The organism is Nocardioides humilatus (assembly GCF_008373755.1).
Taxonomy (GTDB): Bacteria; Actinomycetota; Actinomycetes; order Propionibacteriales; family Nocardioidaceae; genus Nocardioides; species Nocardioides humilatus.
Window position 1 is genome coordinate 383,164 of the sequence record NZ_VUJV01000006.1, and the last position, 12,281, is coordinate 395,444.

General features: G+C 68.3%; 11 protein-coding genes. 4 read left to right on the top strand and 7 right to left on the bottom strand.

Annotated features, from left to right (window positions below; all coding sequences use genetic code 11):
• Positions 1-138 precede the first annotated feature (138 nt).
• A complete protein-coding gene (locus F0U44_RS18055; protein ID WP_149729746.1) occupies positions 139-2,781 on the top strand; it encodes an ELWxxDGT repeat protein in 2,643 nt (880 codons plus the stop codon).
• 342 nt (positions 2,782-3,123) lie between these two features.
• On the opposite strand, the gene map is transcribed toward F0U44_RS18055, so the two are convergent.
• The 5 genes from map to F0U44_RS18080 form a co-directional block, all read right to left on the bottom strand.
• A complete protein-coding gene (gene map, locus F0U44_RS18060) occupies positions 3,124-3,891 on the bottom strand; it encodes a type I methionyl aminopeptidase (RefSeq protein ID WP_149729747.1) in 768 nt (255 codons plus the stop codon).
• 205 nt (positions 3,892-4,096) lie between these two features.
• Positions 4,097-4,900: an enoyl-CoA hydratase gene (locus F0U44_RS18065; RefSeq protein ID WP_149729748.1), complete on the bottom strand. Its 804-nt coding sequence runs from the start codon at positions 4,898-4,900 to the stop codon at positions 4,097-4,099.
• A gap of 10 nt (positions 4,901-4,910) precedes the next feature.
• Complete coding sequence (locus F0U44_RS18070) at positions 4,911-6,074, bottom strand: thiolase family protein (RefSeq protein ID WP_149729749.1); 1,164 nt, start codon at positions 6,072-6,074, stop codon at positions 4,911-4,913.
• Positions 6,074-7,123, bottom strand: coding sequence for a thiolase family protein (locus F0U44_RS18075; protein ID WP_149729750.1), 1,050 nt, complete (start codon positions 7,121-7,123; stop codon positions 6,074-6,076). Before F0U44_RS18075 ends, F0U44_RS18070 begins: the two co-directional genes overlap by 1 nt.
• A gap of 18 nt (positions 7,124-7,141) precedes the next feature.
• The gene (locus F0U44_RS18080) at positions 7,142-8,125 is read right to left on the bottom strand and encodes a Zn-ribbon domain-containing OB-fold protein (protein WP_149729751.1); all 984 of its coding nucleotides are present in this window, start codon (positions 8,123-8,125) and stop codon (positions 7,142-7,144) included.
• A 55-nt stretch (positions 8,126-8,180) separates the two neighbouring features.
• Here F0U44_RS18080 and F0U44_RS18085 point away from each other — a divergent pair, with 55 nt between their 5' ends.
• Positions 8,181-9,224 carry an LLM class F420-dependent oxidoreductase gene (locus F0U44_RS18085; protein WP_149729752.1) on the top strand — a complete coding sequence of 348 codons (1,044 nt, stop codon included), beginning with the start codon at positions 8,181-8,183 and terminating at the stop codon, positions 9,222-9,224.
• A gap of 8 nt (positions 9,225-9,232) precedes the next feature.
• On the opposite strand, the gene F0U44_RS18090 is transcribed toward F0U44_RS18085, so the two are convergent.
• Complete coding sequence (locus F0U44_RS18090) at positions 9,233-9,640, bottom strand: hypothetical protein (RefSeq protein WP_149729753.1); 408 nt, start codon at positions 9,638-9,640, stop codon at positions 9,233-9,235.
• Between the two features lie 34 nt (positions 9,641-9,674).
• On the opposite strand from F0U44_RS18090, the gene F0U44_RS18095 reads away from it, so the two are divergent.
• Positions 9,675-10,058 (top strand): hypothetical protein, encoded by a 384-nt coding sequence (locus F0U44_RS18095; RefSeq protein WP_149729754.1) that lies wholly within the window; start codon positions 9,675-9,677, stop codon positions 10,056-10,058.
• A 39-nt stretch (positions 10,059-10,097) separates the two neighbouring features.
• On the top strand, positions 10,098-11,711 hold the full coding sequence (gene fadD8 / locus F0U44_RS18100; RefSeq protein WP_149729755.1) for a fatty-acid--CoA ligase FadD8: 1,614 nt from the start codon (positions 10,098-10,100) through the stop codon (positions 11,709-11,711).
• A gap of 14 nt (positions 11,712-11,725) precedes the next feature.
• Here fadD8 and F0U44_RS18105 read toward each other — a convergent pair whose 3' ends face one another.
• Positions 11,726-12,265, bottom strand: a complete 540-nt coding sequence (locus F0U44_RS18105; protein WP_149729756.1) for a hypothetical protein — start codon at positions 12,263-12,265, stop codon at positions 11,726-11,728.
• Positions 12,266-12,281: the final 16 nt, after the last annotated feature.

Below are 12,281 nucleotides of genomic sequence, written 5' to 3' on the forward strand. Positions count from 1 at the left end.
GCCTTGGAGCGCCGTGTCGGTCCCATTGGTTAAAGTGTGAAGCCGCTTGCCCTGTGGCTCACGAGCAACTGAGTCGCCTTCTGCGGCAGGCTCTTTGAAACGTCAGACCATCCCTGTCGGCCTACCTACACTGCTGGGGTGACTCGACGCCGCCGCCTCGCCACCGCCGAGCTATCAAGGACGCACCGCTCCACCGTGAAGAGGAAGCGTAGACGTGCGCGTCGGCGTGCCTCTGCCGGCACGTTCGCCTGCGCGAGTGCGGCCGCCTTGGCCCTTGGCGGCGCTACTACTTCATTGGCGGTGGTCAATTACCCGGTCGGGATGGTTGTTGATCTCCGACCGGGACCGAACAGCAGTGATCCGCGCGAGCTGGTGGGCGTTGGTGAAACACTATTCTTCGCGCGCGGCGGGATTGTTGGATCTGAGCTCTGGAAATCAGATGGGACTTCGGCTGGCACAGTGCTGGTGAAGAAGATTGCCTCCGCAGCGCCAGGCGTACACGCCCCGTCGAGGTTGACAGCAGTCGCCGACCGTCTCTTCTTCGCCGTGGAAGACGGCAACTCGGGAAGCGACCTGTGGGTCTCAGACGGCACCGCCGCAGGGACCGTACGGCTCCTAGACACCGTCGATCGGATTTGGCCCCTCGCGGCCGTGGGTGACCGGTTGTTCTTCAGGGCACGAGGCGACGCCATATCTGGTGAAGAACTGTGGAGTTCCGACGGCACTGTGGCGGGCACCGTTCTAGTAAAGGACATCTACCCAGAGGGGGCCTCGAGCAGGCCGTATGAAATCACCGCAGTGGGCGACACGGCATACTTCCAGGCCGACGACGGAATCCACGGCGCCGAGCTATGGAAGTCTGATGGGACCCCCGAGGGCACGGTCCTCGTCAAGGATGCGCGTGCAGGGGCAATCGGCAGTTATGTTCGCGATCTCACGGCCGTCGATGGCACTTTGTTCTTCACTGCCGACGACGGTGACCACGGACGCGAGCTGTGGAAGTCGGACGGGACGGCCGGGGGGACAGTCTTAGTGCAAGACATTTACGCGGGTTATGACGAGGGCTATCCCAGATATCTCGCCGCAGTAGGCGATCGAGTGTTCTTCGGCGCTGACGATGGAACGCACGGCTCTGAACTTTGGACGTCGGACGGGACACGTGGGGGCACCCAACTCGTTAAGGACATCCAATTCGCCCGTGGGTCCAGCGACATCCGCTACTCCACGACGGTCGGCGACGTTCTTTACTTTCGTGCCGACGACGCGATCCATGGCGACGAGCTATGGAAGTCGGACGGAACCGCCGAAGGCACGCTCCTCGTCAACGACATCCGACCCGGCACGAATGGTTCGAGGCTCTACGACTTGACGGCGGTTGGAGGATCCGTCTTCTTCAGTGCAGACAATGGCTCCGAAGGCCGAGTGCTGTGGCAGTCCGACGGGACCGCCAGCGGCACCGCGTTGGTCAGAGACACAGCCAGTGGCAGTTCACTCGGGGCTGGCCGATACGAGCTTACTCCGGTCGGGAACACCTTGTTCTTCCCGTCCGGCGACCCCGATCACGGCACCGAACTGTGGCGGGCCGTGGTCTGGCCCTCCACCGGCCCGTCCTGCCAGGGAATCCCGGCGACGATCACGGGGACGGGGACCATCAACGGAACCAACGGCGACGACGTGATCGTTGGCGACAGTGGAACCGACATCATCAACGGCCGCGGCGGCAACGACACCATCTGCTCCGGCGGCGGCAACGACACAATCCTCCAAGGCAGCGCTCCGGACGGCGCTGACATCGTCGACGGTCAAGGCGGCAGCGACACCATCAGTTACGCCGGCAGGACCACTTCGGTCGCTATAAGCCTTGACGGTTCCGCCATTGCCAACGACGGAGCCGCAAGCGAAGGTGACAAAGTCACCGCGGTGGAGAATGTCACCGCCGGCGCGGGCAATGACACGCTAAGTGGCGACGGATCGTCAAACCGGCTCATCGGTGGCGGCGGCAACGACAACCTCGAAGGCGCCGGAGGCAACGACGTCGAGCAGGGCGGAACCGGGGACGACAGGTTTCTCGAGGGTGCGGCTGCCAACGGGGACGACGTCCTCAAGGGCGAGGCCGGAATCGATTCGGTCTCCTACGCATTCCGAGATGCACCCGTGAAGCTAAGCCTGACAACCAACGCGACCGCCAACGACGGTCAGCTCGGCGAGCAGGACAACATCTCCGGCATCGAAGACGCCACCACCGGCTCGGGCGACGACTCGCTGGCGGGCGACGGGAACGCGAACACCCTCATCGGAGGAGCGGGCAACGACACCATCAACGGCAACAATGGGAACGACACCGAGCAAGGCGGCAGCGGCGACGACAAGTTTCTCCAAGGCTCAGCCAGCAACGGCGCCGACGCGCTGCAGGGTGAGGACGGCGACGACACGGTCTCCTATGCCAGCCGCGCCGACGGCGTCTTAGTGACGCTCGTTGCCGGGGCGACAGCCAACGATGGCGCAGCCGGCGAGTCCGACAACATCGCGACCATCGAGAACGTCAATGGGAGCAAGGCCGACGACGTCCTCACCGGTGACAACAGAGGCAATGTGCTTTCCGGAGCCAACGGCAACGACGTCCTCACCGGAGGTACTGGCGCCGACACGCTCTTGGGCGGCAGCGGAGACGACGCGGTCAAAGCGAGAGACAACATCGCGGGCAATGACAACGCCAATGGCGGCCCCGGCCTCGACACGGCCACCTATGATCCCGGCGATCTATTGATCGCCTTCCCTTAGCAGGGTCAACCCTGCGAAGAACCACAGAGCTCGCTGGCAGTTTCGGACTGCGGTTTCCCTTCAAACTTCCAGACGAGAAGGACGTGTGGCACGAAGCGGTCTGGCTGATTCGCGAGGGGCCTGGCTCGGCCGATCAGTTGAGAGGAATTGGGCAGCCCAACTAAGGGGGCTGGTTGCACCGATTCGAGAGCCTCCAACTCCGTGTCGGTCGTTGATCGAGCCGCCGGCGAGTCGTGACGGCCGCGCGTCAATCTGGGCGAAGTGACGCGCGTATGCGTTGCGCCACGGCACGTCCTCAGACCCGGGATGACCCGGTTGGCCGCTGACGCAGCGGCGGTGGCGTCAGTCGCGCGATGTCAGCACGATCGCGTCGCCGTCGGTGATGGCGACCGTGTGCTCGACGTGTGCGCCGCGCGAGCCGTCGGCGCTGCGGATCGTCCAGCCGTCGGGGTCGAAGCGGATCTCGTCAGTCGTGTGCAGGAACCATGGCTCGATGGCGATCACGAGGCCGGGGCGCAACTTGAGGCCGCGGCCGGCCTGACCGTCGTTGGGCACGTGCGGGTCGCCGTGCATGGTGCGGCCGACGCCGTGGCCACCGAACTGCAGGTTGACCTTGAGGCCGGCCTCGTGGGCGACCGAACCGATGGCGAAGGAGATGTCGCCGAGGCGGTTGCCTGAGCGGGCGGCGGCGATGCCGGCGTCGAGGGCGCGCTGGGCGGTGTCGATCAGCTGCAGGTCCTTCGGGTCAGCGTTGCCGACCACGACCGAGAGGGCGGAGTCGGAGACCCAGCCGTCGACCGAGGCCGCGAAGTCGACCGAGAGCAGGTCGCCGTCCTGGAGCATGTAGTCGTACGGGAGGCCGTGCAGAACGGCGTCGTTGACCGACGTGCAGAGCACCTTGCCGAAGGGCATGGCGCCGAACGACGGGTGGTAGTCGATGTAGCAGGAGGTCGCACCGGCGTCCTTGATCATCCGGTGCGCCAGTTCGTCGAGCTCGAGCAGGTTGACCCCTACGGCCGCCTTCTCGGAGAGGGCGCTGATCACCGAGGCGACGAAGCGTCCGGCTGGACGCATCTGCTCGATCTGGGTCGGGGTGCGAAGCTCGATCACGTGGGTAAGGGTACGGGTCTCGATACGCCGCCTCGTACCTCGGCGGCTACTCGACCAGCCAATGGCCTGACAGGTAGTTGACCGGCCAAGTGCCCGGCGGGGGTGCCTTGGTTTCGAGGCTCGCTTCGCTCGCACCTCAACCAGCGGCCCGGCGTGCGTTGGTTTCGAGGCTCGCTTCGCTCGCACCTCAACCAGCGGTACGAGGTCAGTCGCGGAACTCGGGCGGGCGCTTCTCCTTGCGGGCCACGATCGCTTCCTCGAAGTTCTTGGTGAGGAGGCGGACGAGGAGCTGGCCGACGCCTTCGGCGTGCATGTGCTGCTCCAGGCTGGCGGCGTCGAGGCTGTCTTGCAGGGTGCGCTTGGTGAGCTCGACGCCGGGGCGGCTCCAGCGGGTGATGTCCGCCGCGGTCTCGAGGGCGCTCTCCAGGAGCTGGTCGTCGGGGACCACGCGGGAGACCAGGCCGATCGCGGCGGCCTCGGCGGCCGGGAGGTCGCGGCCGGTCAGCATGATCTCCGCGGCACGCGAGGAGCCGATGGCGCGGGGGAGCAGGTAGCTGAGGCCGAGCTCGCTGGCCGTCAGGCCGTTGTTGATCCCGGCGGCACGGAAGTACGCCGACTCGGCGGCCACCCGGATGTCGCAGGCTAGGGCGAGGCAGAGGCCGCCACCGATGGCGGGGCCGTTGACGGCCGCGATGACCGGCTGGTGGAGGCGGCGGAGCGTGACGATGATGTCGTCGAGCAGCTCCATCGCCCGCAGCGCGATCGTCACGCCGGTGAGCCCGTCGGTGTTGGGCATCCCGCCGCGCTCGCCACTCTGGTCGGCGCCGGAGCAGAAGCCCCGCCCAGCGCCGGTCAGGATGACGACCCGGACCTCGTTGTCGTCGCTGAGCCGCCGCAGCTCGTCGCGGAAGGGCACCATGACGTCGAACGCCATGGAGTTCATCCGCTCGGGGCGGTTCAGGGTGACGATCGCGACGTCACCGCGACGCTCGACCTCGACGAAGCTCATCAGGCGGCCATCAGTTCGTCGGCTTCTCGGAACCGACGACCCACATGGCGAAGAACTGCGACCCGCCGCCGTACGCGTGTCCCAGGGCCCGCCGTGCGCCGTCGACCTGGTGCTCGCCGGCCGCGCCGCGGACCTGGAGGGCAGCCTCGCCGAAGCGGAGCATGCCCGAGGCGCCGATCGGGTTGGACGAGAGCACGCCGCCGCTCATGTTGATCGGGAGCTTGCCGCCGATCGCGGTCTCGCCGGACTCGGTGAGCTTCCAGCCGTCACCCTCGGCCGTGAAGCCCAGGTTCTCGATCCACATCGGCTCGAACCAGGAGAACGGCACGTAGATCTCCGCGCAGTCGATCTCCTCGATCGGGTTGGTGATGCCGGTCTGCTTCCACAACGCGGCAGCGGCGTCACGGCCTGCCTGCGGGTTGACCTGGTCACGCTCGGCCGCGCTGGTCGCCTCGGAGCGCATCACGGTGCCGTGGATCCAGGCGGGGTTGGGCGAGGACTTGGCGGTGTCCTCGTCGACGATCACCAGAGCGCAGGCGCCGTCGCTGGAGGGGCAGGTCTCGTCGTACCGGATCGGGTCCCACAGCATCTGGGACGCCAGCACCGACTCAACCGTCGTGCCCTCGTTGTGGAGGTGCGCGTAGGGGTTCTTCAGCGCGTTGTTGCGGTCCTTGGCCGCCACGATCGCGCCGATGTGGGTCGGCGCCTGCGAGCGGCGAATGTAGGAGCGCACGTGGGGCGCGAAGTAGCCACCGGCGCCGGCGTGGACCGGCATGTTGAACGGCAGCGGCACCGAGAGCGCCCACATCGCGTTGGACTCCGACTGCTTCTCGTAGGCCACGGTCAGCACGCGCTTGTGCACGCCGGCCTGGACGAGTGAGGAGGCGACGATCGCGGTCGAGCCGCCGACGGAACCGGCCGTGTGCACGCGGAGCAGCGGCTTGCCCGCCGCGCCCAGCGCCTCGGCGAGGAACAGCTCGGGCATCATCACGCCCTCGAACAGGTCCGGCGCCTTGCCGACGACGATCGCGTCGATGTCGTCGAGCGTCAGGTTGGCGTCGAGGAGTGCGCGGTCGATGGCCTCGCGGCACAGGCCGGCCATCGAGACGTCCTTGCGCTGGGCGCGGTGGTGCGTCTGGCCGATACCGATCACGGCTGCAGGCTGCTTGCCCATCAGAGAGTTCCTTCCAGGGTGCAGACGAGGTTCTGCTGCAGCGCGGGGCCGCTGGTGGCGTGGGCGAGGACCTTGTCGGCCTCACCGGACCAGATCTTCTTGGCCGCTTCGCCGACGCGGATGCCGCCGCCGGAGAACATCGGGTTGCTCGCGAGCGCTCCGCCGGACGGGTTGATCGCGACGTCGTCGCCGAGGCCGAGCTCGCGACGCAGGATGAGCTCCTGGTGGCTGAACGGCGCGTGCAGCTCGGCCACCTCGACACCGTCGAGGTCGAGAGCAGCACCTGCACGCTGGGCGGACGGCGACCGGGTCAGGTCACGCCCCATCCCCATCGGGTCGACGTTGTGGGCGATACCGGTCAGCCAGGCCGGACGCTCGCGCACCTCGCGGGCCTTGTCGCCGGCGGCGAGCACGATGGCCGCGACACCGTCGGTGACGGGGGAGCAGTCGTGCTTGCGGAGCGGGTCGGCGTACATCGGCCGCGCGAGCAGCTCCTCCACCGACGAGCCGCCCTTGCGGATCGCGTACTCGTTCTTCTCCGCGTCGGTCAGCGAGCGGTTGGCCACCTCGGCCATCGCGCGCTCGTCCCACAGCCCGGCGTCGATGCCGGCGCGGGCCTGCAGGCCGGCGAGCGACACGGTGTCGGGCCACAGCGGCGTCATCGTGTAGGGCTCGAGCTGGAGCGCGAGAGTACGGCGCAGCACGCCGGCCGAGCTCTTGCCGAAGGCGTAGACGAGGGCGGTGTCGACCTCGCCCGTCTGGATCTTGATCCACGCCTCGTACATGGCCCAGGCCAGGTCCATCTCGACGTGGGACTCGTTGACCGGCGGGATGACGCCGATCGCGTCGACCGCCTGGACGAACGAGAACGAGCGGCCGGCGAGGTAGTCGGAGGAGCCCGAGCACCAGAACCCGACGTCCTTCCGGGTCCATCCGGTCTGCTCGTAGAGCTCCTTGAAGACCGGCACGAGGAGCTCGACACAGGTCGGCGACCCGTCGAACTGGGGCATCTGTCGCTGGGCGAACCCGACGACGGCGACGTCACGCATCTGTCTAGTTATCCCGTCTCAGAGGTGCTGCTTGTAGGTGTCGAAGTCGGCGTCCGGATCACCGGTCGGCGCGAAGTGGTCGATGTTCTCCAGCGAGTAGGCCCACTCGTCCTTCGGCTTCCACACCGCCTTGACCCGCATGCCCATCCGCACCTCGTCGGCGGGGACGCCGAGGATCAGGTGCAGCACCGCGATGTCGGCGCCGTCGAGAAGGACGTAGGCCGAGACGTACGGCGGGGTGATCTTCTGGCCGAGGAACGGCACGTTAACGATGCAGAACGTCGTGATGGTGCCGGTCTGGGAGAGCTCGACCTCTTCTGCGGTCGGGGTGCCGTCGGCGGGGCAGGCGCTCCGCGGCGGCACGTAGACCTTCTGGCACGTCGGGCAGACCTGGCCCATGATCCGGCCCTCGTTGAGGCCGCGGTAGAAGAGCGACTCCTCGGGGGAGGCGGCGTAGTTGTAGTCGAGGGAGACGGTGGTGATCACGCCGGTGACGTCGTCCTCCTTGGTTTCGAGGCTCGCTGACGCTCGCACCTCAACCAGCGGCTGGGCCTCGGCCTCGCCGGGGGCGAGCGGCTCGAAGCACTCGATGTCGGTGATCGCACCGATGCGCTCGGGGGCCCAGCGCACCCGGACCCGCATACCGGTGCTGACGTCCTCGGGGGAGGCGACGTCGAGCGCGTGCAGCATCGGTACGTCGGCGCCGTCGAGCGTGACCAGCGCGAAGGCGAAGGGGCGGTCGAAGGGCTGCGCCTTCACCGGCTCGGGCACCCAGGTCCACGACGTGACCGTGCCGACCGACGAGACCTCGACGAAGTCGGTCGTCGCCTCGTGGGTGACCGGGTCGAACTCCAGCGGCGGCACCACGACGTCGCCTGCGGACGTGCGTCCGCCGACGACGACGCCGTCGCGAAGGCCGGAGAAGAAGCGACCGATGACTGGCCCGGTCGAGCGGGTGTAGTCGAAGGCGACCGTGACAGGCGCCTGCAGGGTGCGGCTCATGGGCGAAAGTGAAACACGTTCTAGTTTCGGCTTCAAGTAGGGCATCATGTGTCTCATGAAGCTGGGACTGCAGTTGGGCTACTGGGGCGCACAGCCCCCGCAGGGTGTCGGCGAGATCGTCGCCGCGGCCGAGGATGCTGGTTTCGACGCGATCTTCACTGCCGAGGCCTGGGGGAGCGACGCGTTCACCCCGCTCGCCTGGTGGGGCAAGGACACCTCGCGGGTCCGGCTCGGCACCTCGATCGTGCAGATGTCCGGTCGGGCTCCGACCTCCATCGCGATGCACGCCCTGACGCTCGACCACCTCACCAACGGCCGCCTCATCCTCGGCATGGGCGTGAGCGGTCCCCAGGTCGTCGAGGGCTGGTACGGCCAGCCCTTCGCCAAGCCGCTCGCCCGCACCCGCGAGGTCGTCGAGATCATCCGCAAGGTGCTCGCCCGCGAGGCCCCGGTCACCAACGACGGCCCGCACTACCCGCTGCCGTTCAACGGGCCGGGCTCGGTGGGCCTGGGCAAGCCGCTCAAGCCGATCGTGCACCCGCTGCGTGCCGACATCCCGATCTGGCTCGGCGCCGAGGGTCCCAAGAACGTCGCCCAGACCGCCGAGATCGCCGACGGCTGGATCCCGATCTTCTACACGCCCAAGAGCGCCGGCATGTACCAGCCGTGGCTCGACGAGGGCTTCGCGCGTGAGGGTGCTCGCCGTACGCGGGAGACCTTCGAGATCGCCGCGACCTGCCACCTCCAGGTGACCACCAGCGAGGAGGAGCGGCAGGCCGTCATCCAGGGGATGAAGCCGGTCATCGCGCTCTACATGGGCGGCATGGGCGCCAAGGACCAGAACTTCCACAAGAACGTGTTCGAGCGGATGGGCTACGGCGCCATCACCGACCAGGTGCAGGCGCTCTTCCTCGCACAGAAGCGCGAGGAGGCCACGGCGCTCATCCCCGACGACCTCGTCGAGGACATGCACATCGTGGGCGACGCGTCCTACGTCAAGGAGCGCGTCGCGCAGTGGGAGGAGACCGGCGTGACCACGCTGCTCCTCAGCTGCCGCAGCGCCGACGAGGTGCGCAGCGTCGCGGAGCTCCTGGCCTAGTTGCCCGCCTAGCCCCCTGAACCGCCCTCGGGGTGGTGCTGGAGCGCGTCGGGGTCGAGCCGCGGCGGCAGGTGCGTGAGCGCGTTCTGCACCAGCAGGGTGCGCGCCTTGACGACCACTGCTCGCCGTACGCGACCGAGGTCGTCTCCGACCTGCTCCTCGACGACCAGACGCACCTGCTCGGCCGTGTAGGTCGGCCGGGTGCCCGGCGTGACCTCGACGTCGGGCAGCGCGACCAGTGCTGGGAGGACCTGGTTGCCCAGGCCGTCGAGGAGCTGGAACCGCTCGTAGCGGCTCAACTCCTCCCAGGCGGCGTCCGGGTCGAGCTTGCGCTTGCGGACCACCTTGCTGTGCGCGTGCACGGACTTGGCCACGCCCGTGAGGGCCACGGTCAGCTCGTGCTCGGTGAATCGCATGTGCCCAGCATGACGCGTCGGTTAGCGTGCGGGCATGATGCGGGCCCCGCATGAGAACGTCGCCACCGTCCTGGTGGATCCACGCGTGCTCGCGGACCTGGAGCTCGAGCTGATGGAGCTCGACCTACGGCTGTGGCCGGTGGCGACAGCACCCATCTGTGCTGACGGCGAACGTCGGGCGTTCCAACTGCGGCGGACCCTCCTGGTGAGCCAACGTGGCGCCTGGGACCTCGCGGCGACCTGGACGCCGGTGTGGATCAGCTTCGGCGACAGCTGGCGCCACGGCGCCGAGCCGCTCCCGTGGACAGCGCACCAGGCGCTGTGGCGCACGCTCGAGGCGCACGGTGCCCACGTGCGCTACCACCGCCGGCTCGGGGGAGTCGCTCCGCTGGAGGTCCCGCTCGAAGAGGCGGGGTAGTGGTTGCCCGGGACTAGAACACGTTCTAGTCTTGCGCCCATGACGGACGACACGCTGCGGACCGGAGCCCACAACGGACACCTGATGGTGGCCGCCCTCAAGCGTCACAAGGACCGCCCGGTGATCCACCTCGGCGACGTGACGCTGACCGGTGGCCAGGTGGCGGAGCGGATCAGCCAGTACGTCCAGGCGTTCGAGTCGCTCGGCGCGGGGACCGGTTCGCCGGGCGCGCTGCTCGCGCTCAACCGTCCTGAGGTGCTGTTCATCCTGGGTGCCGGCCAGACCCAGGGCTACCAGCGCACGTCGCTGCACCCGCTCGGCTCTGCCGACGACCACGCCTACGTCATCAACGACGCCGGCATCAACACGTTGATCATCGACCCCTACTTCGAGGCCCGGGCGCTCGAGCTGCTCGACAAGTGCCCCGGCCTGAAGCAGGTCCTCACGATCGGTCCGGTCCCGGAGTCGCTCGCGGCGGTCGGCTCCGACCTGACGGCCGTGGCGGCGACCTTCGACCCGGTGCCGCTCGAGGCGCGCCTGCTCGCGCCCGACCACATCGTGTCGCTCGTCTACACCGGCGGCACGACGGGCAAGCCGAAGGGCGTCATCGGCACCGTCGGCGCCATGAACACGATGAGCCAGGTCCAGCTCGCCGAGTGGGAGTGGCCCGCCAACCCGCGCTTCCTGATGTGCACCCCGCTGTCGCACGCCGGCGCGGCCTTCTTCGTGCCCAACGTGCTCAAGGGCGGGGTTCTCTTCGTCTCTGCGCGGTTCGACCCGGCCGAGGTGCTGGCGACCATCGAGGAGAAGAAGATCAACTCCCTCATGGTCGTCCCGACCATGCTCTACGCGCTGATGGACCACCCGGACTCGCACACCCGCGACCTGTCCTCGCTCGAGACCGTCTACTACGGCGCCTCGGCGATCAACCCGGTCCGCCTCAAGGAGGCGATCGAGCGGTTCGGCCCGATCTTCGCCCAGTACTACGGCCAGTCCGAGGCGCCGATGGCCATCACCTACTTCGCCAAGGGCGACCACGTCGACGCCGACGGCAAGCCGATCGAGAAGCGGCTGTCGTCCTGCGGCCGCCCGGCGGCCTTCATCCGTACGGCGCTCCTCGGCGAGGACGGCGAGCCCGTCAAGCAGGGTGAGCCCGGCGAGATCTGCGTCGCCGGTCCGCTGCTGACCGGCGGCTACTGGCAGCTGCCCGACCAGACCGCCGAGACGTTCCGTGACGGCTGGATGCACACCGGTGACGTGGCCCGCGAGGACGAGGACGGCTTCTGGTACATCGTCGACCGCACCAAGGACATGATCGTCACCGGCGGCTTCAACATCTTCCCGCGCGAGGTCGAGGACGTCGTCGCCGAGCACCCGCTGGTCGCCCAGGTCGGCGTGATCGGTACGCCGCACGAGAAGTTCGGCGAGGCGGTCACCGCGATCGTCGTACTCCGTCCGGACGCGCCGACCGACGAGGCGTCGATCGCGACCATGACCGAGGAGATCAAGGCCGCGGTCAAGGAGCGCAAGGGCTCGGTGCACGTGCCCAAGGACGTCATCGTGACCGACGCGCTGCCGCTCACCGCGCTTGGCAAGCCGGACAAGAAGGCCCTGCGTGCGCAGTACTGGACGGGGGAGCGCTCCGTCGGCTGACCGACGGGCGCGCGTCAGCGGGGGAACCGGTCGAGGAGAGCGTGGATGATCACGAGCTTCGCCTCGACCTCCTCCGGCGTGTGCAGTCCCTCGCGGGTGACCAGCAGCCAGTCGCCGCAGAGGCGCCAGGGCGGGTCGCCCTCGAGCGTCATCGCCCGGACGACCTCGGGCCGGGTCAGGTCCGGAGTCAGGCCGTGGCGCACCGCGACGACGGAGTGGTGGTGCTGGACGCCGCGGGTGTAGCTGCCTCCGCCTGAGCGGGTGAGGTAGCCGAGGTCGAAGGCGACGAAGTCGCGGCGTCCGTGGCGGCCGCGGAAGACGTGGGTCGCCGTACGGCCGGTGCCCTGGTCGAACGGCTCGCCGTCGAAGAGGCCGAGCAGCCGCTTGTCCTTGGGCGTGAAGTCCCACTCGCGGTGCGCGGCGTACGCCGGCATCCCGACCGCGCGTGCCGCGGCCTCTCGTCGGGCGCGAATCCCGCGCCGGATGCTGACCCACGACACGACGCCGCAGATCGCAGCGCCGGCCGCCAGTCCGATCAGGTCCGCGGGCGCCATGCCCGCGAACCTATAA

Excerpts from the sequence above, each read along its gene's own strand:
- F0U44_RS18065 (WP_149729748.1), bottom strand. The coding sequence starts at position 4,900 with ATGAGCTTCGTCGAGGTCGAGCGTCGCGGTGACGTCGCGATCGTCACC.
- F0U44_RS18070 (WP_149729749.1), bottom strand. The coding sequence starts at position 6,074 with ATGGGCAAGCAGCCTGCAGCCGTGATCGGTATCGGCCAGACGCACCAC.
- F0U44_RS18075 (WP_149729750.1), bottom strand. The coding sequence starts at position 7,123 with ATGCGTGACGTCGCCGTCGTCGGGTTCGCCCAGCGACAGATGCCCCAG.
- F0U44_RS18080 (WP_149729751.1), bottom strand. The coding sequence starts at position 8,125 with ATGAGCCGCACCCTGCAGGCGCCTGTCACGGTCGCCTTCGACTACACC.
- F0U44_RS18085 (WP_149729752.1), top strand. The coding sequence starts at position 8,181 with ATGAAGCTGGGACTGCAGTTGGGCTACTGGGGCGCACAGCCCCCGCAG.
- F0U44_RS18090 (WP_149729753.1), bottom strand. The coding sequence starts at position 9,640 with ATGCGATTCACCGAGCACGAGCTGACCGTGGCCCTCACGGGCGTGGCC.
- F0U44_RS18095 (WP_149729754.1), top strand. The coding sequence starts at position 9,675 with ATGATGCGGGCCCCGCATGAGAACGTCGCCACCGTCCTGGTGGATCCA.
- fadD8 (WP_149729755.1), top strand. The coding sequence starts at position 10,098 with ATGACGGACGACACGCTGCGGACCGGAGCCCACAACGGACACCTGATG.
- F0U44_RS18105 (WP_149729756.1), bottom strand. The coding sequence starts at position 12,265 with ATGGCGCCCGCGGACCTGATCGGACTGGCGGCCGGCGCTGCGATCTGC.